This is a genomic window from Klebsiella sp. NPDC088457 (genome assembly GCF_044900465.1).
GTDB lineage: Bacteria > Pseudomonadota > Gammaproteobacteria > Enterobacterales > Enterobacteriaceae > Klebsiella.
This window is the reverse complement of record NZ_JBJDNH010000033.1, coordinates 41,694-68,041: the sequence shown is the minus strand read 5'-3', so window position 1 is coordinate 68,041 and position 26,348 is coordinate 41,694. Positions and strand designations below refer to the sequence as shown.

At 52.8% G+C, this 26,348-nt stretch carries 24 protein-coding genes, 2 tRNA genes, 1 other RNA gene and 1 pseudogene (1 of these 28 only partly in view); 13 read left to right on the top strand and 15 right to left on the bottom strand.

What is annotated here, in order from left to right; genetic code table 11:
* Window positions 1–34 precede the first annotated feature (34 nt).
* The 3 genes and pseudogenes from ACI2JR_RS19810 to ACI2JR_RS19800 all read right to left on the bottom strand — a co-directional run.
* Window positions 35–964 (bottom strand): annotated as a pseudogene (locus ACI2JR_RS19810) (TGS domain-containing protein); the annotation flags it as partial.
* Window positions 965–1,422: 458 nt separating this feature from the next.
* A complete protein-coding gene (locus ACI2JR_RS19805) occupies window positions 1,423–1,656 on the bottom strand; it encodes a hypothetical protein (RefSeq protein WP_462479273.1) in 234 nt (77 codons plus the stop codon).
* A 271-nt stretch (window positions 1,657–1,927) separates the two neighbouring features.
* Complete coding sequence (locus tag ACI2JR_RS19800; RefSeq protein WP_132731455.1) at window positions 1,928–2,686, bottom strand: DUF481 domain-containing protein; 759 nt, start codon at window positions 2,684–2,686, stop codon at window positions 1,928–1,930.
* Between the two features lie 415 nt (window positions 2,687–3,101).
* Here ACI2JR_RS19800 and pfkB point away from each other — a divergent pair, with 415 nt between their 5' ends.
* The 3 genes from pfkB to ACI2JR_RS19785 all read left to right on the top strand — a co-directional run bounded on the left by pfkB (window position 3,102) and on the right by ACI2JR_RS19785 (window position 5,386).
* A complete protein-coding gene (pfkB, locus tag ACI2JR_RS19795) occupies window positions 3,102–4,034 on the top strand; it encodes a 6-phosphofructokinase II (protein ID WP_462479272.1) in 933 nt (310 codons plus the stop codon).
* Between the two features lie 89 nt (window positions 4,035–4,123).
* Window positions 4,124–4,408 (top strand): type V toxin-antitoxin system endoribonuclease antitoxin GhoS, encoded by a 285-nt coding sequence (gene ghoS, locus ACI2JR_RS19790; protein ID WP_132731453.1) that lies wholly within the window; start codon window positions 4,124–4,126, stop codon window positions 4,406–4,408.
* Between the two features lie 105 nt (window positions 4,409–4,513).
* Window positions 4,514–5,386, top strand: a complete 873-nt coding sequence (locus ACI2JR_RS19785; protein WP_132731452.1) for a fructosamine kinase family protein — start codon at window positions 4,514–4,516, stop codon at window positions 5,384–5,386.
* Window positions 5,387–5,404: 18 nt separating this feature from the next.
* Here the strand turns inward: ACI2JR_RS19785 and tonB are convergent, their stop codons facing one another.
* Window positions 5,405–6,148, bottom strand: a complete 744-nt coding sequence (gene tonB, locus ACI2JR_RS19780; RefSeq protein WP_132731451.1) for a TonB system transport protein TonB — start codon at window positions 6,146–6,148, stop codon at window positions 5,405–5,407.
* A gap of 210 nt (window positions 6,149–6,358) precedes the next feature.
* On the opposite strand from tonB, the gene ACI2JR_RS19775 reads away from it, so the two are divergent.
* Complete coding sequence (locus tag ACI2JR_RS19775; protein WP_132731450.1) at window positions 6,359–6,655, top strand: YciI family protein; 297 nt, start codon at window positions 6,359–6,361, stop codon at window positions 6,653–6,655.
* Between the two features lie 50 nt (window positions 6,656–6,705).
* On the opposite strand, the gene ACI2JR_RS19770 is transcribed toward ACI2JR_RS19775, so the two are convergent.
* The gene (locus ACI2JR_RS19770) at window positions 6,706–6,879 is read right to left on the bottom strand and encodes a YciY family protein (protein WP_004863385.1); all 174 of its coding nucleotides are present in this window, start codon (window positions 6,877–6,879) and stop codon (window positions 6,706–6,708) included.
* Window positions 6,880–7,022: 143 nt separating this feature from the next.
* Between ACI2JR_RS19770 and cls the strand changes: the two genes are divergently transcribed.
* Window positions 7,023–8,483: a cardiolipin synthase gene (cls, locus tag ACI2JR_RS19765; RefSeq protein WP_132731449.1), complete on the top strand. Its 1,461-nt coding sequence runs from the start codon at window positions 7,023–7,025 to the stop codon at window positions 8,481–8,483.
* A 34-nt stretch (window positions 8,484–8,517) separates the two neighbouring features.
* The gene (locus ACI2JR_RS19760; RefSeq protein WP_132731448.1) at window positions 8,518–8,847 is read left to right on the top strand and encodes an HI1450 family dsDNA-mimic protein; all 330 of its coding nucleotides are present in this window, start codon (window positions 8,518–8,520) and stop codon (window positions 8,845–8,847) included.
* A gap of 173 nt (window positions 8,848–9,020) precedes the next feature.
* On the opposite strand, the gene oppF is transcribed toward ACI2JR_RS19760, so the two are convergent.
* The 6 genes from oppF to ACI2JR_RS19730 form a co-directional block, all read right to left on the bottom strand.
* Window positions 9,021–10,025, bottom strand: coding sequence for a murein tripeptide/oligopeptide ABC transporter ATP-binding protein OppF (gene oppF, locus ACI2JR_RS19755; protein WP_462479271.1), 1,005 nt, complete (start codon window positions 10,023–10,025; stop codon window positions 9,021–9,023).
* On the bottom strand, window positions 10,022–11,035 hold the full coding sequence (locus ACI2JR_RS19750) for an ABC transporter ATP-binding protein (RefSeq protein ID WP_132731446.1): 1,014 nt from the start codon (window positions 11,033–11,035) through the stop codon (window positions 10,022–10,024). The genes oppF and ACI2JR_RS19750 overlap by 4 nt, the downstream gene beginning before the upstream one ends.
* 11 nt (window positions 11,036–11,046) lie before the next feature.
* Window positions 11,047–11,955 (bottom strand): oligopeptide ABC transporter permease OppC, encoded by a 909-nt coding sequence (oppC, locus tag ACI2JR_RS19745; RefSeq protein ID WP_132731445.1) that lies wholly within the window; start codon window positions 11,953–11,955, stop codon window positions 11,047–11,049.
* Between the two features lie 14 nt (window positions 11,956–11,969).
* Window positions 11,970–12,890 (bottom strand): oligopeptide ABC transporter permease OppB, encoded by a 921-nt coding sequence (oppB, locus tag ACI2JR_RS19740; RefSeq protein WP_132731444.1) that lies wholly within the window; start codon window positions 12,888–12,890, stop codon window positions 11,970–11,972.
* Window positions 12,891–12,974: 84 nt separating this feature from the next.
* Complete coding sequence (gene oppA, locus ACI2JR_RS19735; protein ID WP_462479270.1) at window positions 12,975–14,606, bottom strand: oligopeptide ABC transporter substrate-binding protein OppA; 1,632 nt, start codon at window positions 14,604–14,606, stop codon at window positions 12,975–12,977.
* Window positions 14,607–15,356: 750 nt separating this feature from the next.
* A complete protein-coding gene (locus ACI2JR_RS19730; protein WP_132731442.1) occupies window positions 15,357–16,004 on the bottom strand; it encodes a YchE family NAAT transporter in 648 nt (215 codons plus the stop codon).
* A gap of 475 nt (window positions 16,005–16,479) precedes the next feature.
* On the opposite strand from ACI2JR_RS19730, the gene adhE reads away from it, so the two are divergent.
* On the top strand, window positions 16,480–19,158 hold the full coding sequence (adhE, locus tag ACI2JR_RS19725) for a bifunctional acetaldehyde-CoA/alcohol dehydrogenase (RefSeq protein WP_132731441.1): 2,679 nt from the start codon (window positions 16,480–16,482) through the stop codon (window positions 19,156–19,158).
* Window positions 19,159–19,464: 306 nt separating this feature from the next.
* Here adhE and tdk read toward each other — a convergent pair whose 3' ends face one another.
* Window positions 19,465–20,082 carry a thymidine kinase gene (gene tdk / locus ACI2JR_RS19720; protein ID WP_132731495.1) on the bottom strand — a complete coding sequence of 206 codons (618 nt, stop codon included), beginning with the start codon at window positions 20,080–20,082 and terminating at the stop codon, window positions 19,465–19,467.
* 685 nt (window positions 20,083–20,767) lie between these two features.
* Here tdk and hns point away from each other — a divergent pair.
* Window positions 20,768–21,175, top strand: coding sequence for a histone-like nucleoid-structuring protein H-NS (gene hns / locus ACI2JR_RS19715; RefSeq protein WP_004863421.1), 408 nt, complete (start codon window positions 20,768–20,770; stop codon window positions 21,173–21,175).
* A 116-nt stretch (window positions 21,176–21,291) separates the two neighbouring features.
* On the opposite strand, the gene galU is transcribed toward hns, so the two are convergent.
* The 3 genes from galU to rssA form a co-directional block, all read right to left on the bottom strand.
* On the bottom strand, window positions 21,292–22,194 hold the full coding sequence (gene galU, locus ACI2JR_RS19710; RefSeq protein ID WP_132731440.1) for a UTP--glucose-1-phosphate uridylyltransferase GalU: 903 nt from the start codon (window positions 22,192–22,194) through the stop codon (window positions 21,292–21,294).
* Between the two features lie 198 nt (window positions 22,195–22,392).
* Window positions 22,393–23,406 (bottom strand): two-component system response regulator RssB, encoded by a 1,014-nt coding sequence (rssB, locus tag ACI2JR_RS19705; protein WP_132731439.1) that lies wholly within the window; start codon window positions 23,404–23,406, stop codon window positions 22,393–22,395.
* A gap of 90 nt (window positions 23,407–23,496) precedes the next feature.
* Window positions 23,497–24,393 (bottom strand): patatin-like phospholipase RssA, encoded by an 897-nt coding sequence (gene rssA, locus ACI2JR_RS19700; protein ID WP_132731438.1) that lies wholly within the window; start codon window positions 24,391–24,393, stop codon window positions 23,497–23,499.
* A gap of 111 nt (window positions 24,394–24,504) precedes the next feature.
* On the opposite strand from rssA, the gene ACI2JR_RS19695 reads away from it, so the two are divergent.
* From ACI2JR_RS19695 to ACI2JR_RS19675, 5 genes are all read left to right on the top strand, one after another.
* Window positions 24,505–24,963 carry a YchJ family protein gene (locus tag ACI2JR_RS19695; RefSeq protein ID WP_462479269.1) on the top strand — a complete coding sequence of 153 codons (459 nt, stop codon included), beginning with the start codon at window positions 24,505–24,507 and terminating at the stop codon, window positions 24,961–24,963.
* A 42-nt stretch (window positions 24,964–25,005) separates the two neighbouring features.
* Window positions 25,006–25,848, top strand: coding sequence for a formyltetrahydrofolate deformylase (gene purU / locus ACI2JR_RS19690; RefSeq protein ID WP_132731436.1), 843 nt, complete (start codon window positions 25,006–25,008; stop codon window positions 25,846–25,848).
* Between the two features lie 159 nt (window positions 25,849–26,007).
* Window positions 26,008–26,092: transfer RNA gene (locus tag ACI2JR_RS19685), tRNA-Tyr, on the top strand.
* 39 nt (window positions 26,093–26,131) lie between these two features.
* Window positions 26,132–26,216: transfer RNA gene (locus tag ACI2JR_RS19680), tRNA-Tyr, on the top strand.
* Between the two features lie 46 nt (window positions 26,217–26,262).
* A non-coding RNA gene (locus ACI2JR_RS19675) (RtT sRNA) lies at window positions 26,263–26,348 on the top strand (it continues 147 nt past the right edge of the window).

The window sequence follows — 26,348 nt, the reverse complement described above, 5'->3', positions numbered from 1 at the left end:
AAGACCAGCAGAACATCCCAACTTAGCAGTAGACCCAGTCCCCGGTTCTTCCCCACAGCACGCGGTCCATCATGAACGGACCTTTTACTTCCTGATACTGGTACTCTTTCAGCTTAGAACGCACGAAAGTTTCCAGTTCGCGGAAGATAGTCCAGCCGTCGTTGTGCCAGAACACCATACCCGGCGCTTCTTCCTGCATATGGTACAGGTCAAGCTGCTTACCGATCTTACGATGGTCGCGCCTGGAGGCTTCTTCCAGACGCACCAGGTACGCGTTCAGCGCTTTTTTATCGGCCCACGCGGTACCGTAAATACGCTGCAACATCTTATTGTTGCTATCGCCACGCCAGTAGGCTCCCGCGGTCTTCATCAGTTTAAAGTGATGACAGAAACGCATGTTCGGCACGTGCGGCCCGCGGCACATATCGACATATTCTTCGTGATGATACAAGCCTGGCTTGTCATCATGGGCGATGTTTTCATCAAGAATCGAAACTTTGTAGGTTTCACCGCGCTTGACGAAGGTTTCACGCGCTTCGTGCCAGCTGACTTTTTTCTTGATGACGTCATAATTCTTTTCGGCGAGCTCGTGCATACGTTTTTCGAGCGCGTCGATATCTTCCTGGGTCAGCGTATGATCGAGATCGACATCATAATAGAAGCCGTTATCGATAACCGGGCCGATAGCCATCTTAGTATTTGGCCACAGTTGCTTAATCGCGTGACCTAACAGGTGCGCGCAGGAGTGACGAATAATCTCCAGACCGTCTTCATCTTTAGCGGTGATGATAGAGAGCGTAGCATCGTTTTCGATGGGATCGCAGGCATCAACCAGCTCACCATTCACACGTCCGGCGATAGTGGCTTTCGCCAGGCCAGGACCGATATCCAGAGCGACATCCAGCGGGCTAACTGCGTGGTCGAAATGGCGTTGGCTGCCATCAGGAAGCGTAATTACAGGCATTTTATGTCCTTATTTGCAGTGGTGCCCCACACGAAAGAGCACATACAAAACAATATAATAATAATTATCAACAAGTTATGACCCAGTTCCCGCTTCACTCTGCGAAATATGAGGACGCCCGTTCACCGAACCGCTCCCACCTGTGACCGCCTGCTGATAACACCGGCCTTTAGTTTACACATCATTAGTGCGTGTTAAAAGTCAGAACAAGATAAATGGCGGCGATGATGGAAAAAGCAAGGAGGAGATGCAGCGGAAATCCGCTGTAATTTGTGTCAGAGGATAAACATCGCCGAAAGAACGGCGAAATGAAGCGCCCGTACCGCAATACTCTGATGCGTGAATTAGCATCCAACAAATCGCGGTATATGACGTTCAATTCAGCAAGCAAACCGGTACATCTTTACCCGGTTTTCAATTGTTGAAATTAAAAATAAGCAACAGATGCCGACGAAATATCAGGACCACTCGCCAGCAACCAGCGTATGAACATTAAAGGCATCATTCATTGATTGACCCGTCGATTGCGAACCCGGCGCGATATTAGAACCTGCTTCGACATCGGTCGCTTTGGCAATGCCGACCTGCGTATAGTCGGTGTTACCCGGCTGCGGGAGCGGACTGGCGGCGAAAGCGCCAAATGACAATGTGCACAGCATCACGGCCGCGATTGCGATTTTGCTATTTTTCATGATGATGATTCTCTTATTTACTTGAAGTTGTCTGGCAAAGATCTCATCTCTACCGATGAGTTCGAGTATAGATCCAGATCACACTTTTGTCCGACTAAATATTTAGCTATTTGTGTCAAATTAGCTGATTTATTGTCAGCAAAAAATGAATTATGAGGAAATTATGGAGATGATTTCTTTTTATAAAAAATAAAACAAAAGACCAGAAATAATAATGTCGCTTATTGCTAAATTTAAAACAATCAGGCCGGATGCACCGGCCTGAAATACATTACATCTTATAGCCAAGCGACAGCGTCGTGCGACGATCGGTATGATCCGGCGCCGATGCCGGCGGCTGGGAGTTCCAGGTCAGGTTATAGGCAACCCGCAGCGCAAAATGCGCATTGATGGCGACGTTTAACGCACTTTCCGAATTCAGCGTGGTGTCTTCCGCACCAAACACCGAGACCCCTTGGGTGAACTTAGTATTATCGGTCATCTGCCAGGCCCAGGTGCCGGAAGCGTAGCCCAGCGGCTGGGTTTCATTGTCCCCATCGGTGTACTCGTCGTAGCGCACGCCTGGACCAAATTCAACGCGCAGGCTGTGAACCGGCCCATTGAGGATCTGGCGACCGTAACCGGCGGTTAATACGTCGCGCTGCTGATAGCCGTTATAGCGGTCGGTCAGCCAGCTGGCCTGGCCAAACAGGTAATTGCTGTCGGTCAGGTTATAACGGCTACGGCCACCTACGGCATATTTCTCTGAGGAGCGCTGGTCGTTAGATGATGTGTTGCTGGCATTGCCCCACAGCGACCACGCCGTCGTATCACCATACCAGGTGAGGGTAGAATCCGCGGTCATTGAAGAACTTTTCGTATTTCCGGACTGCGCCAGATAACCGGCGTTAACAGTACCTTCGAAAGGTTTTTTGGCAGTGGAAGGGTCATCCATAACAGTAAAAACGGAATCATCGGCCAATGCGTGCGCAGACGCAAAGAGCCCCCCCGCCAGCAATGCCGCTGCGGGTACTGTCTTCAAAAGCTTCATTTAATTTAGAGTCCGTACAACAAAAAGAGAGACCCAGTTGGTCCCGGAAACTTTCGCGAGGATCGCTATACGCGTCATCCTTCAGACTACCTCTTTGTTGGCGTGATGCAGAAATCCCTGTCACAGCGCTTACTGTGCTCCCCGGGCTCTCTTCCCTTGCCACCTCGACGCATCTTGAATGATTTTTTGTATATTGCAGGTCCAATGAAAGGCAAAGAATTATAAAAAAGCACGATTAACATAGCAATCAATTACTATTTCATTTTTTGAATAAGACGGCTCCCGGAACAATCTTTATTTCATAATGATAAAAATAAATGGCGCTTTGCCGATCTTTGTCGGGTCGCTTCCCCTTCCCGGTAAGAAGTGCCATGCTAAAAAAGAACGGCCTGATACGTATCATGGAGGAAATTGGATGACCAAAATTTATACGCTAACGCTGGCTCCTTCGCTCGACAGCGCAACGCTCACCCCGCAGATGTACCCTGAAGGTAAACTTCGCTGCAGTACGCCGGTTTTCGAACCCGGAGGCGGCGGGATTAATGTCGCGCGGGCCATCACCTTTCTGGGGGGCGAGGCGACGGCAATCTTTCCCGTGGGCGGCGCGACCGGCCAGCATCTCACCGCCTTGCTCGCCGCTGAGCATGTCCCGGTTGAAACCATTGAGGCCGAGGACTGGACGCGACAAAATCTGCATGTCCACGTGGGCGCCAGCGGCGAACAATACCGTTTTGTTATGCCCGGCGCCGCGTTAACGGAGGACGAATTCCGGCGCCTTGAAGAGAAAGTCCTGGCTATCCCCCCCGGCTCGCTGCTGGTGGTGAGCGGCAGCCTTCCTCCAGGGATCGGCGTTGATAACCTGACCCTGCTGGTCAAAAACGCGCAGCAACATGGCCTGCGCTGCATCATCGACAGCTCCGGCGAAGCGCTGGCGGCGGCCCTTGAGGTCGGTAATATTGAGCTCGTCAAACCCAACCAGAAGGAGCTGAGTGCGCTGGTACAGCGCGATCTGAGCCAGCCTGATGACGTACGTCGGGCTGCGCAGGCGCTGATTCACTCGGGTAAAGTCCGTCGGGTGGTGGTTTCTCTGGGGCCGCAGGGCGCCCTCGGCGTCGATGCTAACGGCAGCGTGCAGGTCGTACCGCCACCGATGAAAAGTCAAAGTACCGTCGGCGCCGGTGACAGCATGGTGGGTGCGATGACCCTACGTCTGGCGGAAAACGCCGGCCTTGAAGATATGGTCCGCTTTGGTGTCGCCGCAGGTAGCGCCGCGACCATTAACCAGGGCACCCGCCTGTGCTCGCGGGAAAACACGCAAAAAATTTACGCTTATCTCTGTGGACGCTAATTCCCCTTCCCTCTGTTAACACAGAGGGAGTCGCCAAATCATCACCATGGTCTATGCTAAAAATTCCATGGATAACAACGGGGTGAAAAATGAGTACAGAAATTGTTACCCACGTCGTGACGGTTCACTTTCAGGAGGAGACGCTGACCGAAATTAACGAACTCAGTAATCACCTCACCCGGGTCGGATTCACGCTGGTGCTGAATGACGATCAAGGAAAGGTCCATGAGCTGGGGACCAATACCTTTGGCCTGCTCTCCCCGCAAAGCGCGGACGAGGTCCAGGCGCTATGCGCTGGGCTGGCGGAAACCGCGCTAGGTCGCCCGGTTGACGTCACCGTCAGCACATTCGCGGAGTGGCTGGAAGCTCAATAAGTGCGATTAGCGCAGCGGAAGGCGTCAGTTGTGCGTCAGTTCGAATTTTACACCGGGGTTATGGGCTAACCTTATGAAATGGTGGAAAACAAGGGGAGAGACAGCATGTGGCAAGCTATCAGCACTTTGTTAAGCGATTGGCACACTGAAGCAGCTGAAATCGAACTGCGCAACGAACTGCCCGGCGGAGAAATTCACGCGGCCTGGCATTTACGCTTCGGTGGGCGGGACTACTTTGTCAAATGTGATGAACGTGAGCTTCTGCCTGTCTTCACCGCTGAAGCGGATCAACTTGAGCTTCTTTCGCGGAGTAAAACCGTCAGCGTGCCGCAGGTTTACGCCGTCGGCAGCGATCGCGACTACAGTTTCCTGGTCGTGGAATACCTGCCGCCTCGCCCGCTGGACGCGCACAACGCCTTCTTACTTGGCCAGCACATCGCGCATCTGCATCAGTGGAGCGATCAGCCGCAGTTCGGGCTGGATTTTGATAACCACCTTTCCACCACGCCGCAGCCTAATGCCTGGCAACGCCGCTGGTCGACCTTCTTTGCCGAGCAGCGTATCGGCTGGCAGCTGGAGCTGGCGGCCGAAAAAGGGCTAAACTTCGGCAACATCGACAGCATTGTCGATAATGTGCAGCAGCGCCTCAGCAGCCACCAGCCTCAGCCATCCTTACTGCACGGTGATTTGTGGTCCGGCAACTGCGCGCTGGGGCCAAACGGGCCCTATATCTTCGATCCCGCCTGTTACTGGGGAGACAGAGAGTGCGATCTCGCCATGCTGCCGCTGCATCCGGAGCAGCCGCCGCAAATATACGACGGTTATCAGTCCGTCTCGCCGCTCCCGTCCGGATTCCTCGAGCGCCAGCCGGTTTATCAGCTGTACACGTTGTTGAACCGGGCTATTTTGTTCGGCGGCCAGCATCTGGTGACGGCGCAGAAAGCGCTGGATGAGGTCTTAATGGAAAAGGCTCCCTGAGGAGCCTTTTGTCAGCAATTAGCTAATCTGTACGCCTTTCAGGCGGAACTGAATATTCATGGTGATACCGTTCCCCGGTTTGCCGGGTTCGTAGCGCCATTTGCGCAGCGCGTTTTTCACTTCCCGCTCAAACATGTTGGCCGGCTGGGCAGAGAGAATCACCACGTTGTCCACCCGGCCATCCGGCGTCACATCAAATTTGACGCGCACATTCCCTTCGATACGCAGCGCCTGAGCGCGAGGCGGGTAGCTCGGCTCACCGCGGCTCAGCGCCCGCGGGCCGCTCGGCGCGGTTACCGTTGGCTTCGCGGTAGCCGTTGAGGTGCTGGGTGCCGTCCGCGCAGGCTGCGTATTGGTCGTTTCAAACGGCGAGGCCGGCCGCGGTTCCGCCGGTCTGACTTCACGTTTCGGCTGTTCGACCTTTTTCTCCGGCTTCGGTTTCGGTTTGGGCTTCGGCTTCGGTTTGGGCTCGGGTTTATGAATCACGACCGGCGCTTCTTTTGGCGGCTCCGGTTCGGGTACCACTTCCGGCTCAGGCTCCGGCTCAACAACGGGTTCAACGACCGGCTGCGCCGCCTGAGGAGGTTCCAGATCTGCCGGGGCCACCATGGTAACCTCGATAGGCTGAGAGGGAGACGGTCGTTCAATAACCTGATGTACCGAGGTATAAAGCAACCCCGCCACAACGGCACCGTGGATAGCCACGGACAGCAGCGTCGGCCACGGGAAGCGGCGAGGTAAATCAAGGGTCATTGCGCTCATAGTCGTTTCTGTTGAAAAATGATGCCCCGATTTTAAATGCAAATAGCAATCATATTCAATAAGCCTTGTTCGCTTGCAGCAAAATTTGCTGCGTTTTGTGGGAAAAACTCCCCAAAACAGGGCATTTTAAGCCGATGAGCATCTTTGCGTTGCAGTCCACGGCGGATTCACTTAACGTGATTCGCCTGTTTATTGATAAGGAGCCTTGCCGTGCTTTACGTTATCTACGCTGAAGACATCGCCGATTCCCTGGAAAAGCGCTTGTCGGTACGCCCCGCCCACCTGGCACGTTTACAACTATTACATGATGAAGGCCGTCTGCTGACCGCCGGGCCCATGCCTGCCGTCGACAGCAATGAGCCTGGCGCTGCAGGATTTACCGGTTCAACGGTGATTGCGGAGTTCGAATCACTGGAAGTGGCGCAGGCATGGGCAAATGATGACCCTTACATTGCCGCGGGCGTTTATCAGAACGTCTCCGTGAAGCCTTACAAAAAGGTATTCTGAGGCCACCCGGCAGCAAAATAACAGAGGCACCATAGACGGTGCCTTTTATATCAGTACTCAGTGAAGACAAACAGCAGGGAACCACGTTGTCGTTTCACCAGTTCCTTCCGGATGGAAAGGATGCGCATATTGCGGCGCGACTGGGCTTCCAGCCAGCGCGATTTACGGCGACTCACCTGTCTTAGCATGCGCCAGCGCCCTACTTCCGTTCTACTACGCTTCATTGCTACTACTCTACGAGTGAAAACAGACCACATTATAAACCGATGCATCTGGCTGACCAACGCTTTCGCTGCGTTTTTATTTGCCAGATGAATGTTGATGCGTAAACTCATGACATAAAGTCATTCAAAAGGATTTTTCATTTATGACAACCTTTTACACGGTGGTGAACTGGCTGGTCATCCTCGGTTACTGGTTACTCATCGCCGGTGTAACGTTACGCATACTCATGAAACGGCGCGCCGTCCCCTCAGCAATGGCATGGCTGCTGATTATCTATATTCTCCCGCTGGTCGGTATTATTGCCTATCTCTCCTTTGGCGAACTGCACCTCGGCAAACGCCGGGCGGAACGAGCCCGCGCGATGTGGCCTTCGACGGCCAAATGGCTCAATGACCTCAAAGCCTGCAAACATATTTTTGCCGATGACAACAGCCCGGTAGCCGAGTCGCTGTTCAAACTTTGTGAACTTCGCCAGGGGATCGCCGGCGTCAAAGGCAACCAGCTGCAGCTGCTCACCGAATCTGACGACGTCATGCAGGCGCTGATTCGCGATATCCAGCTGGCCCGCCACAATATCGAGATGGTGTTTTACATCTGGCAGCCGGGCGGAATGGCCGATCAGGTCGCAGAGTCACTGATGGCCGCGGCGCGGCGCGGCGTCCACTGCCGCCTGATGCTGGACTCCGCCGGCAGCGTCGCCTTTTTCCGCAGCCCGTGGGCGGCGATGATGCGTAATGCCGGCATCGAAGTCGTCGAGGCGCTGAAGGTCAATCTGATGCGTGTTTTCCTGCGCCGGATGGACCTGCGCCAGCATCGTAAAATGGTGATGATTGATAACTATATTGCCTATACCGGCAGTATGAACCTGGTTGACCCGCGCTTCTTTAAGCAGGATTCTGGCGTGGGCCAGTGGATTGATTTGATGGCGCGGATGGAAGGCCCGGTCGCGACCGCGATGGGTATCGTTTACTCCTGCGACTGGGAAATTGAAACCGGTAAGCGTATTTTACCGCCGCCGCCGGATGTCAATATTATGCCCTTTGAGGAAGCCAGCGGACACACCATCCACACTATCGCCTCCGGCCCCGGTTTCCCGGAAGACCTGATTCATCAGGCGCTGCTGACCGCAGCCTATTCGGCCAAAGAATATCTGATCATGACCACCCCCTACTTCGTGCCCAGCGACGATCTGCTCCATGCGATTTGTACTGCGGCCCAGCGCGGTGTCGACGTCAGCATTATTTTACCGCGTAAGAATGACTCGCTGCTGGTCGGCTGGGCCAGCCGCGCCTTCTTTACCGAACTGCTGGCCGCCGGGGTGAAAATTTACCAGTTCGAAGGCGGCCTGCTTCATACCAAAAGCGTGCTGGTGGACGGCGAGCTTAGCCTGGTCGGTACCGTGAATCTCGATATGCGCAGCCTGTGGCTCAATTTCGAAATCACCCTGGTGATCGACGATGTCGGGTTCGGCGGCGATCTGGCGGCCGTGCAGGATGATTATATTTCCCGTTCGCGCCTGCTGGATGCCCGCCTGTGGTTAAAACGTCCGCTCTGGCAGCGGATCACCGAGCGACTGTTTTACTTCTTCAGTCCGTTGCTGTAAAACGTGCCAATCAGATGTTTAACGGGTAGCAATCATGGATATGGATTTAAACAATCGCCTGACCGAAGATGAAACGCTTGAGCAGGCTTACGATATCTTTCTCGAGCTGGCGGCGGATAACCTCGACCCGGCCGATATCATTCTTTTCAACCTGCAGTTTGAAGAACGCGGCGGCGCCGAGCTGTTTGACCCGGCGGCGGACTGGCAAGAACATGTCGACTATGACCTCAACCCGGACTTTTTCGCTGAAGTGGTGATTGGCCTGGCCGATACCGATGGCGGCGAGATTAACGATATCTTTGCTCGCGTGCTGCTGTGCCGTGAAAAAGATCATAAGCTGTGCCACATTCTGTGGCGTGAATAAGCTTCCGCTTCAGTATCGCTGCATATAAACAATGGCTGCCGCTCATCGCCCCGGCAGCCATTTTATTTTCCTTCTCGCGCCGGCTTCGACAATTCACCGCCGCGGGCGTTGCCAAAAGCGACAACCACGTTAATCTCGCAGAAAAAAGGGCCGACCTACGTCAGCCCCGGAGATTATAACGGGTCTACCTTGAGGCAGGAAACCGCATGACGGAAACTGCCCTCCAGCACCGGCCGCGTTTTAGCGCATTCCGGCCCGGCTATCGGGCAGCGCGTGCGGAAAACGCATCCCGAGGGCGGGTTAATCGGCGAAGGCAACTCGCCTTCCAGCAGCTGGATGATTTTGTTTTTTTCCAGATCCGGGTCCGGCACCGGCACCGCGGACATCAGCGCTTTGGTATAAGGGTGCAGCGGGTTGTGGTACACCTCATCGTAGGTGCCCAGCTCCACGGCGTGGCCCAGATACATCACCAGAACACGATCGGAAATATGCTTCACCACCGCCAGGTCGTGGGCGATGAAAATCAGCGACAGCCCCATTTCGCGTTGCAGCTGTTGCAGCAGGTTGACCACCTGAGCCTGAATCGAGACGTCCAGCGCCGAGACCGGCTCATCACAGATAATCAGCTTCGGCTCAAGGATCAGCGCGCGGGCAATCCCGATACGCTGACATTGTCCGCCGGAGAACTCGTGCGGATAGCGGTTAATCAGGTTCGGCAGCAGGCCGACTTTCATCATCATCGCTTTGACCCGGTCACGGACCTCCTGACGCGCCATTTTCGGATGATAGGTGCGCAGCGGCTCGGCAATAATTTCACCGATGGTCATTCGTGGATTCAGCGAGGCCAGAGGATCCTGGAAGATCATCTGGATATCGCTGCGCACGGCGCGCCACTCTTCCTGCTTCATACCTAACAGATCTTTACCAAGCCAGGCCACTTTGCCGTCGGTCGCTTTGACCAGACCAATAATCGCGCGGGCAAAGGTCGATTTACCACAGCCGGATTCCCCAACCACGCCCAGGGTTTCCCCTTCGTAGAGGCGCAGCGTCACCCCATCCACCGCTTTCAGCGTTTTAGCAGGCTGCCAGAACCACTGTTTACCGTCCTTGATATCGAAATGGACTTTCAAATCGGCGATTTCGAGCAGGACTTTTCTTTGTTCCGTTACGGCGTTCATAGCAGATCCCCTACTGGTTGAAAGCAGGCGCGCAAGCGGCCCGGTGCAAACTCCTCAAGAGGTGGAGCGCTATGACAAATCTCCATCGCATGCGGACAACGCGGCTGGAACGGGCAGCCTTTTGGCAAACGCAGCAGGTTTGGCGGGTTGCCGGGAATGGTCAACAGCGACTCACCTTCCGCATCCAGACGCGGAACCGCATTCAGCAGGCCGATAGAATACGGATGCGAAGGATGATAAAAGACATCCCGCGCCAGGCCGTATTCCATGGTGCGCCCGGCGTACATCACCAGTACCTTGTCGCAGATCCCGGCCACCACGCCGAGATCGTGGGTAATCATCACGATCGCGGTATTGAATTCGCGTTTTAGCTCGTTCAACAACGTCATGATTTGCGCCTGGACCGTGACATCCAGGGCGGTGGTCGGTTCATCGGCAATCAGCAACTTAGGCCGGCACAACAAGGCCATGGCGATCATCACACGCTGGCGCATGCCGCCGGAAAACTCGTGCGGGTACATTTTCATACGCTTCCGCGCTTCCGGCATTTTCACCGCATCCAGCATCTTCACCGACTCTTCAAACGCTTCGGCTTTGCCCAGATTTTTATGCAGCATCAGGACCTCCATGAGCTGCTCGCCGACTCGCATATACGGGTTCAGGGAGGTCATCGGATCCTGGAATATCATTGAAATTTGCTCGGCGCGCAGCTTATTCAGCTCATGTTCCGGCAGATTGAGGATCTGGCGGCCGTTAAACAGAGCCGACCCGCCGATATGGCCGTTGGAGGCCAGCAGCCCCATCAGGGCGAAAGCGGTCTGCGACTTGCCGGATCCCGACTCGCCGACGATACCCAGCGTTTCTCCCGCCCGCAGGCTAAAGTTGAGATCGTTTACCGCCGTGACATCGCCATCTGGCGTGGTAAAGGTTACGCGCAGATCTTTGACATCCAGCAGCAGCCCGGATTGTTGCTGCGCCTGCGGCGCTTTTGCCGTTTCAATTATGCTCATGACGGCGCTCCTTAGCGATCTTTCGGGTCGAGGGCATCACGCAGGCCATCGCCGATAAAGTTAAAACAAAATAGCGTCACCACCAGGAACCCCGCGGGAAATAGCAGCAGCCATGGCGAGACTTCCATCGAGTTCGCGCCATCGCTGAGTAACGCCCCCCAGCTGCTCAGCGGTTCCTGAGTCCCCAGGCCAAGGAAGCTTAAGAAGGATTCGAACAGGATCATGCTCGGCACCAGCAGCGAGGCGTAGACCACCACCACACCCAGTACGTTAGGCACGATATGGCGCACCACAATACTGAACGTTGACACCCCACCGACCTGCGCCGCTTCAATAAACTCTTTGCGCTTCAGGCTCAGCGTCTGGCCACGAACGATACGCGCCATATCGAGCCAGGAGACCATCCCGATAGCGACGAAAATCAGCAGGATATTCTGCCCAAAGAAGGTGACAAGGAGGATGACGAAGAACATGAACGGGAAGGAGTTGAGGATCTCCAGCAGACGCATCATCACCGAATCCACTTTGCCGCCCAGATAGCCGGAGAGCGAACCGTAGAGCGTACCGAGAATCACCGCCACCAGCGCGGCGGCGACGCCGACCATCAGCGAGATACGTCCGCCGATAGCCACACGGACCAGCAGGTCGCGGCCGGAAGAGTCGGTACCAAAGTAGTGACCGGACTCCATATCCGGCGCGCTGGACATCATGCCCCAGTCGGTATCGAAATAGGAAAACTGCGACACCATGGGCGCAATGGTCACGAACAGCGCGATAATCACCAGCACAATCAGGCTGGCAACGGCGGCGCGGTTATGCATAAAGCGACGGCGGGCATCCTGCCACAGGCTACGTCCTTCAACTTCCAGTTTTTCACTGAAGTTCTCCAGCGCCTCGTTGTTTTTCTTACTTAACATCATGGCGAACCCCAGCTTCAATAGCGAATCTTCGGATCGATAACGGCATACAGCACGTCGACGATCGCGTTAAACAGAATAGTCAGCGCGCCGACCAGGATAGTCAGGCTCAGCACCAGTGAATAGTCGCGGTTAAGCGCGCCATTGACGAACAGCTGACCGATACCTGGAAGACCGTAGATGGTTTCGATGACCATTGAGCCGGTGATGATCCCCACAAATGCCGGGCCCATATAAGACAGGACGGGCAGCAGCGCCGGTTTCAGCGCATGACGGAAAATAATGCGCCGCATCGGCAACCCTTTTGCCCGCGCGGTGCGGATAAAGTTGGAATGCAGGACTTCAATCATCGAGCCGCGGGTAATACGCGCGATGCTGGCGATATAGGCGAGCGACAGCGCCACCATCGGCAGAATCATAAATTTCAGCGCCCCGCCGTTCCAGCCGCCACCGGGTAACCAGTGCAGGGTGATGGCGAATATCAGTACCAGCAGCGGTGCGACGACAAAGCTGGGTATCACCACCCCGGTCATCGCCACCCCCATCACCGCATAATCCCATTTCGTGTTTTGCTTCAGCGCCGCAATTACCCCGGCAGTAACGCCGAAAATCACCGCCAGAAAAAATGCCGCGGCGCCTAATTTTGCCGAAACGGGAAAGCTCCCCGCCACCAGATCATTAACGGAATAATCTTTGTATTTAAACGACGGTCCAAAATCACCATGCGCAAGCTGTTTCAGATAGCTGAAATATTGCGTGGAAATAGGATCGTTCAGATGATATTTCGCTTCGATGTTCGCCATCACTTCCGGCGGGAGCTGTCGCTCTCCGGTAAACGGACTTCCCGGAGCCAGGCGCATCATAAAGAAGGAAATCGTAATAAGAATAAATAGCGTCGGAATCGCTTCCAGACAACGACGTAGAATAAATTTTAACATTGCCCGTACCTTCTGGCGTGTGCCTTTGCACTGCTCTCAAATAAGACACTGTGGGGCAGTCACTGACTGCCCCACCTGTTGCCATTAATGCTTAATAATATAAAGATCTTTGGTATAGACGTTATCCATCGGATCTTTACCGGTGTAGCCGCCAACCCACGGTTTCACCAGACGGGCGTTCACGTAGTAATAAACTGGAACGATGGCTGAATCTTTATCCAACTGCTGCTCGGCTTTATCATACAGGGCCGTACGCTGAGCCTCGTCCGTTGCCTTAGTGCTTTCTGTCATGATCTTATCGAACGCCGGGCTCTTATAGTGCGCGGTGTTCATCGAGCTGTCGGACAGCATGGTATTCAGGAAGGAGGTTGGTTCGTTATAGTCTGCACACCAGCCCGCGCGCGCCACGTCATAGGTCCCCTGATGACGCGTGTCGAGGAAGGTTTTCCATTCCTGGTTTTCCAGCTTGACGTCTACACCAAGATTTTTCTTCCAGATGGAGGCGGCGGCGATCGCCAGCTTTTTGTGCAGATCGGACGTGTTGTACAGCAGGTTGAAGGACAACGGTTTGTCAGCCGTGTAGCCAGCTTCAGCCAGCAGTTTTTTCGCCTCTTCGTTGCGTTTTTCCTGCGACCATTTAAACCACTCAGGAACGGTCAGCTTCGCGCTGTCGGTATACGGCGGCGTATAGCCATAGGCCGGAATATCCCCCTGACCTTTTACTTTATTCGCAATAATATCGCGGTCGAGGCCCATCTTGAGCGCGGTACGCACGCGCGGATCGGTAAATGGCGCTTTCTGGTTATTAATCTCGTAATAGTAGGTGCACAGATACGGATCCACGTGCAGTTCATTTGGAATTTCTTTTTTCAGCTTCTGGAACAGCTCAATAGGCAGCTGGTTATAAGTCATATCCAGTTCGCCACTGCGGTAGCGGTTAACGTAGGTCACTTCGGAAGAGGTCGGCAGCCAGGTCACTTCATCAATAACCGTTTTGCTGTTGTTCCAGTAGTGAGTATTACGTTCCATAACGATACGTTCGTTAACGACCCAATCTTTCAGTTTATAAGCGCCGTTGGATACGATATTGGCAGGCTGAGTCCACTTCTCGCCAAACTTCTCGATGGCAGGTTTATAAACCGGAGACATGGATGAGTTGACCAGCAGCTTATAGAAATAAGGGACGGCTTCGCTGAGGGTGACCTCCAGCGTGTGATCGTCAATAGCCTTCACGCCCAGTTCGGTCGGTGCCTTTTTACCGTCGATAATCTCATCGACGTTGACAATATGGCCATACTGCGGATAGCTCGCATACAGAGAGGCGGTTTTCGGATCCACCAGACGTTGCCAGCTATAAACAAAATCCTGCGCCGTTACCGGCTCGCCATTGGACCATTTCGCGTCTTTACGCAGATGGAAGGTCCACACTTTAAAATCTTTATTGTCCCAGCTCTCAGCGACACCCGGAACCGGATGTCCATCGACTGGCGACGTTACCAGCAGACCTTCAAACAGGTCGCGGCTGATATTGGATTCCGGCACCCCTTCGATTTTATCGGGGTCCAGCGACTGCGGCTCTGCGCCGCTGTTACGCACAATGGTCTGCTTTGCTGCTAACGAGACACCTGCTGGCACATCTGCCGCCGCTGCGTTTCCTGCAATAAATGCAGCGAGAACACCTGCTGCAATAAGGCTTTTTCTTGTGATGATGGTCATTGCGTTGTTACTCCATTCATTATAATTACTGGCTATATAACCAGCCTGTTTTTTCCCCTTGCGGGATTCTGTACAGTGCAGGAGTTTATGCTGCTGTCAGACTTTAGTGCTTGCTATCACCGACTTATTTATTACGGCTGCTCAAACGGCAACCTTGACGTCGATTCTTTCTCCCCGCGGTCGGGGTTTTTTATTCGCAACGAGTTATTTAATAATAATTCTCATTTACGCGTATTATTCGGTTATCGAACACGCCGGAAAGTACCAAAAGGCTTTCGCCTCCGCCAATGCAATTTGCAAATATGTTACCGGATTCTCTTTTATGGCGCTTTCCGCGCCGGGATTTTGTCCACTTCTGACGCGGAAAAATCTTTAAAATCAATATTTTTCATGCAGATACGATTACCCTGTCGTTCTACATCCCGCGATATGGCATTAAGATGCTTTTTTGTACGAAAATTTAACAATAGGTTATTTTTTAGCACATTCATCTACACCGATAGTGAAATTACTAATATCATTTCAATTATCCAACGGCAAGCGCCAGAGAATGATGTGAAGAAAATAACAATGGCTGGGATGTGAGGCGCAGACAGCAGAAAGCAGGAAAACGACATAAGGAATTGATTAATAATGTTTTTTAAAACCATTACTAAAAGTTATCTTTCGCGGCTATATCACCTTTGTTAATATCTTTTGCTAATAATGAAGCAAACGCGGAGCGCTAAGCTCCGCATCGTATTCATTGGTTTAAGCCAGCAGACCAGGAAACAGCGCTTTTATTCCGGTGACGATAAACTCAATCCCCAGCGCCATCAGCAGCAGCCCCATAATACGCGTAATGACGTTGATTCCCGTTTGCCCCAGCAGACGGACCAGCCATGGCGCGATGCGGAAAATCCCCCAGCAGCACAAGGCAAAAAGAGCGATCGCCACTGAGAAGCCCAAAAGATTCGCGACCGTGTGGTAACGCGTCCCCCAGACGATAGTTGAACTGATCGCTCCCGGCCCCGCCATTAAAGGCAGCGCCAGGGGAACCACGCCAATACTTTCACGAATCGCCGTTTCTGATTTCTCCTGCTTATTTTGCTTATCTTCCCCCAGCTTGCCGCTAATCATCGACATCGCGATGGTAACCACCAGGATCCCGCCGGCAATGCGGAATGAATCAATAGAAATGCCGAAGATTTGCAAAATCGCATCACCCAGAAAGAGGGAAGTCAGCAGAATGATCGCCACCGAGAGATTGGCAGTCAGGTTAGTCTTATTGCGGATCGCTGCCGTCTGGTAGCTGGTCATACTAATGAAGACGGGTATGATGCCCACCGGGTTAACCAGCGCAAATAACCCAATGAAAAACTTGAAATAAGCTGAAAAATCAAACAACGGTTGAGTCACAGTGCGCTCCGCAGCATCATTAAAAATGGCTGTTGACAGTTAATAGCATAAAATATTCGCGCAGAAGATACGCTTTTTAATAGCATAATTCATCTCAAATATGCATATCGCTGTGACAAAATCGCATGTTATAGCGTTGCTTAACGATCGCTACCTATTCACTTATTTTGCATATCTATCGCCACACTTGATTTGATCGGTTAAAAAATAGACTGCTGAAAGGTGTCAGCTTCACGCAAACTTGATCTAAATCAGTAAATCGTACTCAGAAGTGAGTAATCTTGTTCACACCAAGAGAGTGCAATACAGCGGTACCTGAGAATTACAGATCTCAAGCTTAGTTAGTAAATCAATGAAGTCAGCGGGGCCAAAATCGATACGTTAACATTAAGATGCAAGCTGTTAACACCCTGTCTATACTGACAAATCGAGCTACTGATTTACTAAAAAAGTTTAACATTATCAGGAGAGCATTATGGCTGTTACTAATGTCGCTGAACTTAACGCACTTGTAGAGCGCGTAAAAAAAGCCCAGCGTGAATATGCCAGTTTCACTCAAGAACAAGTTGATAAGATCTTCCGTGCCGCCGCTTTGGCCGCCGCAGATGCTCGAATCCCTCTCGCAAAAATGGCCGTTGCCGAATCTGGCATGGGCATTGTCGAAGACAAAGTGATCAAAAACCACTTCGCTTCCGAATACATTTACAACGCTTATAAAGATGAAAAAACCTGCGGTGTTCTCTCTGAAGACGACACTTTCGGTACCATTACCATCGCTGAACCTATCGGTATTATTTGCGGTATCGTACCGACAACCAACCCGACTTCTACAGCAATCTTTAAATCACTGATCAGCCTGAAGACCCGCAACGCGATCATCTTCTCCCCACACCCGCGTGCGAAAGATGCAACGAATAAAGCGGCTGATATCGTTCTGCAGGCGGCGATCGCTGCCGGTGCGCCGAAAGATCTGATCGGCTGGATCGACCAACCGTCCGTTGAGCTGTCCAACGCGCTGATGCATCACCCGGATATTAACCTGATCCTTGCGACCGGTGGTCCAGGCATGGTTAAAGCGGCCTATAGCTCCGGTAAACCGGCCATCGGCGTTGGCGCAGGTAATACTCCGGTGGTGATCGACGAAACCGCGGACGTTAAACGAGCGGTCGCTTCCGTGCTGATGTCTAAAACCTTCGATAACGGCGTTATCTGTGCTTCCGAGCAGTCCGTGGTCGTTGTTGACTCGGTTTATGACGCGGTTCGCGAGCGTTTCGCCAGCCACGGCGGCTACCTGCTGCAGGGTAAAGAGCTGAAAGCGGTTCAGGACATCATTCTGAAGAACGGCGCGCTGAACGCCGCGATCGTGGGTCAGCCGGCATACAAAATTGCTGAACTGGCAGGCTTCACCGTCCCGGCTACCACCAAGATCCTGATTGGCGAAGTCACCGACGTTGACGAAAGCGAGCCGTTTGCTCACGAAAAACTGTCTCCGACCCTGGCGATGTACCGTGCGAAGAACTTCGAAGACGCAGTGGATAAAGCGGAAAAACTGGTGGCGATGGGCGGGATCGGCCATACCTCTTGCCTGTACACCGACCAGGACAACCAGCCGGCTCGCGTCGCGTACTTCGGCCAGATGATGAAAACCGCACGTATCCTGATTAACACCCCGGCTTCTCAGGGTGGTATCGGTGACCTGTACAACTTTAAACTCGCGCCTTCCCTGACTCTGGGTTGTGGTTCCTGGGGTGGTAACTCCATCTCTGAAAACGTTGGTCCAAAACACCTGATCAACAAGAAAACCGTTGCTAAGCGAGCTGAAAACATGTTGTGGCACAAACTTCCGAAATCTATCTACTTCCGTCGAGGCTCACTGCCAATCGCACTGGATGAAGTGATTACTGATGGTCACAAACGTGCGCTGATTGTGACTGACCGCTTCCTGTTCAACAACGGTTACGCTGACCAGATCACCTCGGTGCTGAAAGCATCCGGTGTTGAAACCGAAGTCTTCTTTGAAGTTGAAGCAGACCCGACGCTGACCGTTGTGCGTAAAGGCGCAGACCTGGCGAACTCCTTCAAGCCGGACGTTATCATCGCCCTGGGCGGTGGTTCCCCGATGGATGCTGCGAAAATCATGTGGGTGATGTACGAACATCCGGAAACCCACTTCGAGGACCTGGCGCTGCGCTTTATGGACATCCGTAAACGTATCTACAAGTTCCCGAAAATGGGCGTGAAAGCGAAAATGATCGCCGTCACCACCACTTCCGGTACCGGTTCTGAAGTGACTCCGTTCGCGGTCGTCACCGACGACGCGACTGGGCAGAAATATCCGCTGGCAGACTACGCGCTGACTCCGGATGTCGCAATTGTCGATGCGAACCTCGTCATGGATATGCCGAAGTCCCTGTGTGCTTTCGGTGGTCTTGATGCGGTTACTCACGCCCTGGAAGCCTATGTTTCGGTACTGGCATCTGAGTTCTCCGATGGGCAGGCCCTGCAGGCACTGAAACTGCTGAAAGAGTACCTGCCAGCGTCCTACCACGAAGGTTCGAAGAACCCGGTAGCACGTGAACGCGTGCACAGTGCAGCGACTATTGCCGGTATCGCGTTTGCTAACGCCTTCCTCGGGGTATGTCACTCCATGGCGCACAAGCTGGGTTCTCAGTTCCACATTCCGCATGGTCTGGCCAACGCCCTGCTGATTTGTAACGTTATTCGTTACAACGCGAACGATAACCCGACGAAACAGACTGCATTCAGCCAGTATGACCGTCCGCAGGCTCGCCGTCGTTACGCTGAGATTGCCGACCACCTGGGGCTGAGCGCGCCGGGCGACCGTACCGCAGCGAAAATTGAAAAACTGCTGGCATGGCTGGAAAGCCTGAAAGCTGAACTGGGTATTCCTAAATCTATCCGTGAAGCTGGCGTACAGGAAGCTGACTTCCTGGCCCACGTTGACAAGCTGTCTGAAGATGCATTCGATGACCAGTGCACCGGCGCTAACCCGCGCTACCCACTGATCTCCGAGCTGAAACAGATTCTGCTGGATACCTTCTACGGTAACGAGTTCAGCGAAGGCGAGGCTGCCGCGAAAAAAGAAACGATAGCAGCACCGAAAGCCGATAAAAAAGCGAAAAAATCCGCTTAATCGACCCAGGTAACCACCATAAAAGCCTCATCTCCGGATGGGGCTTTTTTTATTCATCGTCTGCTGACGTGAATTTGTTTCCAGCGTTATCCCGGAGAAAAACGGGCGACGCTTTAAACACCCCATACCATTCATCCGCGATGGCGATGAGCCGATTCACCGTGGAAAGAGCCTTATGCGGCACCGGCAGCAAGAGCGCGGCATAAACGCCACAGAGAGGTGTGTCGATTGAGGAAGTGTGGGGAGTGCTACCCGGGCCTCAACAGGCGCCGTGAATGCGCCTGAGAGCCGCTGAGCGGGAAGAATTCAGCCCAGGCGGTGCTTACTCTGCACGCGCGTTAAAGAGCCTTCACTTAGCGCTTCTTTATAATGCTTACGACAGACGGACACATAGCGCTCATTACCGCCAATCACCACCTGTTCGCCTTCATTGTAAGGCCGACCTTCCTGATCGAGACGCAAAACCATACTGGCTTTACGGCCGCAGAAGCAGATGGTTTTTAATTCAACCAGCTTATCGGACCACGCCAATAAATACTGGCTGCCGCTAAACAATTCCCCGCGGAAATCCGTTCGCAGACCGTAACACAACACCGGAATATCCAGCTGGTCGACAACCTCTGACAATTCGTGCACCTGCTCACGAGTCAGAAACTGGCTTTCATCCACCAGAACGCAATGCACAGGCTGCTGCGCATGCTCAGCCGCAATATCGGTAAACAGTGCTGTTTGAGGGTTAAACAGTCTCGCCGGCGATGAGAGGCCGATTCGTGAACTGACCTTGCCGGAGCCAAAGCGATCGTCAATTTCAGCGGTATAAACCAAGGCACGCATGCCGCGCTCTTGATAATTGTACGAAGACTGCAACAAGGCGGTCGACTTGCCTGCGTTCATTGCAGAATAGTAGAAATAAAGTTGAGCCATCGGCTGCATAACCCCAATCAATGTGTTTTATCGCGGCAAAATTGTAGCATATTTTCTGTTGTTATCCGCGCTTTCAAAGGGGAGATCGCGCTGAATGTTAGCCCACCGGTGGGGCGATAGATTAAGGTTCTTTATTGAATGGCGGTGGCTGCAATTTGTCCAGCTGACATATCCTCGCCACCGGCGCTGATTGTCCTTTTGTGCGAATCATGGCATTTTTCCGGCGGCTATAACGGTTGTGGCTCCGTGCGTTATATTAAACATCATCGTAACGCTACCCTAAATAATTCGAGTTGCCGTAAGCCGACAAGTGCGCGAGCGTCGATGAGTTTACTCTGGTCAGTGATTCGGGTGAACGAAGGTAGTCAACGCAGTGGTAACCTGAAGTATGACGGGTATAATACGCTAATACTGAAGGGGGATATTTATCCCTGCAAAGTATAATTTTACTCCCGCCCCGCATAGAAAAGCATACTATCTCAGGGTTTTAGCTTAAGGTTGCCACTCATCTATAAGCGAAAAAGATGTGAGGTCGCACGAAAAATTTAACTTAAATTAATTAATTGCCGCGACAAATAACAAGTAATTTTGAATTCCTTACATTCTACCCTATTGCACATCTGATTATATCGCTCTATTATTAGTTCAACAAACCACCCCACAATATAAGTTTGAGATTACTACAATGAGCGAAGCACTTAAAATTTTGAACAACATCCGTACTCTTCGTGCGCAGGCAAGAGAATGCACCCTTGAAACGCTAGAAGAAATGCTGGAAAAATTAGAAGTTGTCGTTAACGAACGTCGCGAAGAAGAAAGCGCTGCGGCTGCTGAAATTGAAGAGCGTACCCGTAAACTGCAACAATACCGTGAAATGCTGATTGCTGATGGCATCGATCCAAATGAACTGCTGAGCACAATGGCGGCAGTAAAAGCGGGTACCAAAGCTAAACGCGCTGCGCGTCCGGCTAAATACAGCTACGTTGATGAAAACGGCGAAACCAAAACCTGGACGGGTCAAGGCCGCACTCCGGCAGTGATCAAAAAAGCAATGGACGAGCAGGGTAAAACCCTCGACGATTTCCTGCTTTAATCGATCTGTATTTGAAAAAAATCCCGCCGCGGCGGGATTTTCTTTATCTACGACTCAGGCATAAAAAAACCGGGAAACGATACTCGCTCCCCGGCTATCATGGCTATTGAAAACGATTACTTCGCTACCGCTTTTTCCAGCCAGGCTTTAAAATCCGGGCCGAGGGATTTATGACGAATGCCATATTCCACGAAAGCCTGCATATAACCCAGTTTATTACCGCAGTCATGGCTCTTGCCTTTCATATGATAGGCTTCAACCGTTTCCTTCTCGATCAGCATATCGATAGCGTCGGTCAGCTGGATTTCATCACCGGCTCCCGGAGGCGTTTTTGCCAGCAGCGGCCAAATATCCGCGCTCAGCACATAGCGGCCAACGACGGCAAGATTAGACGGCGCAACATCCGCTTTCGGCTTCTCGACCACGCCAACCATCGGCACGCTTTCACCCGGCTGCAGTGACTCGCCTTTGCAGTCAACCACGCCATACGCGGTCACGTCAGCGACAGGCTCAACCATGATCTGGCTGGATCCCGTTTCATCAAAGCGCGCGATCATTTCCGCCAGGTTATCGCGGGAAAGATCGGATTCGAATTCATCCAGAATAACGTCTGGCAGAATAACCGCAACCGGCTCATCGCCCACCACCGGATGCGCGCAGAGAACCGCGTGGCCGAGACCTTTCGCCAGCCCCTGACGAACCTGCATAATGGTGACATGCGGCGGGCAAATAGATTGTACTTCTTCCAGCAGCTGGCGTTTAACACGTTTTTCCAGCATCGCTTCCAGTTCAAAACTGGTATCAAAATGGTTTTCGATAGAGTTTTTTGAAGAGTGGGTCACCAGGACAATTTCAGTAATCCCGGCCGCAATACATTCGTTAACAACGTACTGAATTAAAGGCTTATCTACCAGTGGCAGCATTTCTTTCGGAATAGCCTTGGTGGCGGGTAGCATCCTGGTGCCTAATCCCGCAACCGGGATAACAGCTTTTCTTACTTTAGAATTAAGGGCAGCCATTGAAATCTCCTGGACTGTTCGTTTTTTAAACTTTCCGTTAATATTAACGCATCGAGTATATCAGCCCACTCAGGCAAACCTGGTCTGAAAAGGTTTGGATGCCCGCGAATTAGGACTTTTACTTATAAATCTCAACGATAGTACCACTGCAAAACAGAGGCTGGTAATCCTACCAGCGTAAAAATAACCCCCAACTGTTCATTCCGCAGACAACATCAGGCGTAAACGCCCGCCTCCCCCCCAAATTTGGCACTGCCATGATGCGCAGCGTTGACTAATTTGATTGAGATAGGCATTACCCAATGTGCCTAACGGAACGCCATTGCTAATCTGCACCTGATGTTCCCCGGTATTGAGGGTGCCATTCAGGCCCGCAGAAACCAATATCAAATTTTTCAAACCGCTATGGTAATAGCCCACCAGCAACGGAAATTGCCCGGGTAAATTCGCCTGGCGCAGTAATTGGTTGACCTGTTTTAACAGGTTGCCCATTTCAGGTAAACGCTGCCCCTGATGGGCGAGCTGTTCTTGCAACAAACCATTAAACAGCGCCCGCAGCAATAACGCGGCAAGCACCCCATTATCACCGGCGCGTGTGACATCCAGACAATAAAAGGCCAGATCGTTTTCTGATAATGGCGCAATATCCAGCACCAGGCCGGGCTTATCGGCTGACACCAGCTGGCGATAATGAATCCGGCACTTCGATATTTCCTGCTGTACCGGGGGCTGTAGTTCCTGCAGCAGTCTCGACGCGGCCTTCGGGTCGCTCACCAGTGCATCCCAGTCCTCAAACAACCGCTCTTCTTCTTCTACCCGCGAATTGAACATATTGGGGTACAAACAGGCATACACCGTTTCGCGCAGGCGATTAAAATCCTTTACCGGTTTTAACAGCACATCCTGAACGCCAAGACGCAGCGCTTTGGCGATGTCCGCCATATTTTCCGTCGCCGAAATCATCAGAATCGGCAGCTGTTCGCCCTGGCTACGCAGATACTCCACCAGCTGGAGGCCATTCATTCGCGGCATCGATATGTCGCAGATCATCAGGTCGGGTTTTGACTCGGCCATCTTCTGGAGAGCTTCAACGCCGTCCTCCGCCTGCACGGTTGTCGCACCCAGCGAAGTGAGCCAGGAGTGCAAGAGCGAGCGGAAAACGGCTTCGTCTTCAACTATCAGAATCTGTTTTCCCGCCAATGGCTGCGTCATGGTCTCTCCTCTGGCTGACGATAATTAAATAGTGGCATGCAATTCACACTATCGCCCGTCAGAATTTACTTAAGTCTCAGACAAAGGGTGTCACACCGCGGTGCGCACCAGAGGTAATAGTTCATCCATTTTCTTTTCAACCGCCAGATGCCCGGCAGCAATGGCCTCACCGGCCCGATGAAAATCAAGCGTGGAGATCTGTGGGCAAAAGGGTTGTAGCAGAATGTCGGGGGGATCGCCCGCCATGCGATTGCGTTTCAGGCGATTTTCCAGGACCTGAATAGAGGTCGACATAATCTCCATCGCCGTCGGCGTCGCCGCACGCCGGGAGGTCATGCCGGTCAGGCGCGCGCGAATTCGCGAATGCCAGGAGAAATCTTTGTCCTCTTCGGGCTGTGGCTTTTCAATGGACCACATATCCTGCTGCATCAGATGCGCGTCATGCTGCAGGTCTACGGCGATGACGATATCCGCGCCCAGCGCACGCGCCAGAGAAACCGGAACGGGATTCACCACCGCGCCGTCAACCAACCAGTAGCCATTGTGCATCACCGGCGACATCAGTCCGGGCATACTGCAGGAAGCGCGTACGGCCTGGTGCAAATCGCCCTCGGTAAACCACAGCTCCCGGCCGGTACTTAAATTGGTTGCCACCGCGGCAAAGCGCCGGTCGCAGTGTTCAATCCCGGAGATGGGTAATACCTGCCGGTACTGATTGAAGACGCGCTCACCGCGCAGCAAACCACCGCGACGCCAGGAGAGATCCATCAATCGCAGTACATCCCAGTTACTAAAAGAGGAGACCCATTTCTCAAGAACCGGAAGACGATTACAGGCAAAAGCGGCGCCAACCAGCGCCCCAATAGAACATCCGGCGACGATATCAACTTCAATCCCCGCGCGTTGTAGCGCTTTGATCGCACCGATATGCGACCACCCGCGGGCGGCGCCCGCACCTAACGCCAGGCCAATCTTAAGCTTTCTCATTATTACCGATATACTTCCTTCCACTGCGAACATAGCATCATTGCCACAGCTCAGTTAACATAAAACACTTTGGCGCCAAGGCGCCGTGATACATTTTCCATGGAGGCCAACTTGTCGCCATTATGCCCCTGTGGCAGCGCTCTGGAGTATAGCTCATGTTGCCAGCGATATCTGAACGGCGCGCTGCTTGCGCCGGATCCGTCACACCTGATGCGCTCCCGCTACAGCGCGTTTGTCATGAAAGACGCCGATTACCTGCTCAAAACCTGGCACCCCTCTTGCCAGGCGCCGCAGTTTCGTGCCGATCTGGAAAAGGGTTTCGTGAAAACGCAATGGCAAGGCTTAACCGTATTTGCCACCGATGCGGGCAGTCATCCAGACGAGGGCTTTGTCAGTTTCGTCGCGCGATTTAGCGACGATAACCGCCCCGGCGTGATTATTGAACGTTCCAGATTCTTAAAAGAAAACGGACGGTGGTACTATATCGACGGCACGCGACCGACAATCGGTCGTAACGACCCCTGCCCTTGCGGCTCAGGTAAAAAATTTAAAAAATGCTGCGGCCAATAAAACGGCGCCAGCAACTGCAAACACTACAGGATTTTCCTCGCGATGCATTCATTACAACGTAAAGTACTACGCACCATTTGCCCTGACCAAAAAGGACTCATCGCGCGTATCACCAATATTTGTTACAAGCACGAACTGAATATTGTGCAAAACAACGAGTTCGTCGACCATCGAACCGGCCGCTTCTTTATGCGTACCGAGCTCGAAGGTATTTTCAATGACGCCATCCTGCTGGCCGACCTTGATAGCGCCCTCCCCGAGGGTTCCATTCGCGAACTGACGCCAGCCGGTCGCCGTCGGGTGGTTATTCTGGTGACGAAAGAAGCGCACTGCCTTGGCGATCTGCTGATGAAAGCCAACTACGGCGGCCTGGATGTCGAGATTGCTGCCGTCATCGGCAACCATGAAACGCTGCGTTCGCTGGTTGAGCGTTTTGATATTCCGTTCCAGCTGGTCAGTCACGAAGGGTTAACGCGCGAAGAGCACGATAAACAGATGGCCGATGCGATTGAATCCTATACGCCGGATTATGTGGTACTGGCGAAGTACATGCGCGTGCTGACGCCGGAGTTTGTTTCCCGCTTCCCGAATCAAATCATCAATATTCACCACTCATTCCTGCCGGCCTTTATTGGCGCCCGCCCTTATCATCAGGCCTACGAACGCGGCGTAAAGATTATCGGTGCGACCGCCCACTACGTTAACGATAACCTGGATGAAGGTCCGATCATTATGCAGGATGTGATTCATGTCGATCACACCTACACCGCGGAAGATATGATGCGGGCGGGTCGTGACGTTGAGAAAAATGTACTGAGCCGCGCGCTGTATCAGGTCCTCGCCCAGCGGGTATTCGTCTACGGCAACCGGACGATTATTCTTTAATCGATAGAGAAATGAACTGGTTAGGTTTACGCCTTTACGCGTAAAATTCAGGCAACCAGTTTATTTTTATCAACTGAATGCTTTACAGGGGCGCGTCATTTGATATGATGCGCCCCGCTTCCCCAGAAGGAAGCAGGCCAGTACGAAGCATTGCCCCGTGGTGGGGTTCCCGAGCGGCCAAAGGGAGCAGACTGTAAATCTGCCGTCATCGACTTCGAAGGTTCGAATCCTTCCCCCACCACCATTCATTTTACTGAATGACCTACAATTTGATTCTACCCCTGGTGGGGTTCCCGAGCGGCCAAAGGGAGCAGACTGTAAATCTGCCGTCATCGACTTCGAAGGTTCGAATCCTTCCCCCACCACCATCCTTTTTTGATTACCCGTTACTCCCCAAAAATTCCGCCATCTTATATTCTGCCCATACAGGGAAGGATGAGAAGCTTCGACCAGGGTTCGGCTCGAGCGACAGCGAGAGAACGTTGCCGCAGGCAACGGCC

Coding starts and splice junctions, on each gene's coding strand:
- ACI2JR_RS19805 (WP_462479273.1), bottom strand. CDS start 1,656: ATGAAAAATAGCAAAATCGCAATCGCGGCCGTGATGCTGTGCACATTG.
- ACI2JR_RS19800 (WP_132731455.1), bottom strand. CDS start 2,686: ATGAAGCTTTTGAAGACAGTACCCGCAGCGGCATTGCTGGCGGGGGGG.
- pfkB (WP_462479272.1), top strand. CDS start 3,102: ATGACCAAAATTTATACGCTAACGCTGGCTCCTTCGCTCGACAGCGCA.
- ghoS (WP_132731453.1), top strand. CDS start 4,124: ATGAGTACAGAAATTGTTACCCACGTCGTGACGGTTCACTTTCAGGAG.
- ACI2JR_RS19785 (WP_132731452.1), top strand. CDS start 4,514: ATGTGGCAAGCTATCAGCACTTTGTTAAGCGATTGGCACACTGAAGCA.
- tonB (WP_132731451.1), bottom strand. CDS start 6,148: ATGAGCGCAATGACCCTTGATTTACCTCGCCGCTTCCCGTGGCCGACG.
- ACI2JR_RS19770 (WP_004863385.1), bottom strand. CDS start 6,879: ATGAAGCGTAGTAGAACGGAAGTAGGGCGCTGGCGCATGCTAAGACAG.
- cls (WP_132731449.1), top strand. CDS start 7,023: ATGACAACCTTTTACACGGTGGTGAACTGGCTGGTCATCCTCGGTTAC.
- ACI2JR_RS19760 (WP_132731448.1), top strand. CDS start 8,518: ATGGATATGGATTTAAACAATCGCCTGACCGAAGATGAAACGCTTGAG.
- oppF (WP_462479271.1), bottom strand. CDS start 10,025: ATGAACGCCGTAACGGAACAAAGAAAAGTCCTGCTCGAAATCGCCGAT.
- ACI2JR_RS19750 (WP_132731446.1), bottom strand. CDS start 11,035: ATGAGCATAATTGAAACGGCAAAAGCGCCGCAGGCGCAGCAACAATCC.
- oppC (WP_132731445.1), bottom strand. CDS start 11,955: ATGATGTTAAGTAAGAAAAACAACGAGGCGCTGGAGAACTTCAGTGAA.
- oppB (WP_132731444.1), bottom strand. CDS start 12,890: ATGTTAAAATTTATTCTACGTCGTTGTCTGGAAGCGATTCCGACGCTA.
- oppA (WP_462479270.1), bottom strand. CDS start 14,606: ATGACCATCATCACAAGAAAAAGCCTTATTGCAGCAGGTGTTCTCGCT.
- adhE (WP_132731441.1), top strand. CDS start 16,480: ATGGCTGTTACTAATGTCGCTGAACTTAACGCACTTGTAGAGCGCGTA.
- tdk (WP_132731495.1), bottom strand. CDS start 20,082: ATGGCTCAACTTTATTTCTACTATTCTGCAATGAACGCAGGCAAGTCG.
- hns (WP_004863421.1), top strand. CDS start 20,768: ATGAGCGAAGCACTTAAAATTTTGAACAACATCCGTACTCTTCGTGCG.
- galU (WP_132731440.1), bottom strand. CDS start 22,194: ATGGCTGCCCTTAATTCTAAAGTAAGAAAAGCTGTTATCCCGGTTGCG.
- rssB (WP_132731439.1), bottom strand. CDS start 23,406: ATGACGCAGCCATTGGCGGGAAAACAGATTCTGATAGTTGAAGACGAA.
- rssA (WP_132731438.1), bottom strand. CDS start 24,393: ATGAGAAAGCTTAAGATTGGCCTGGCGTTAGGTGCGGGCGCCGCCCGC.
- purU (WP_132731436.1), top strand. CDS start 25,006: ATGCATTCATTACAACGTAAAGTACTACGCACCATTTGCCCTGACCAA.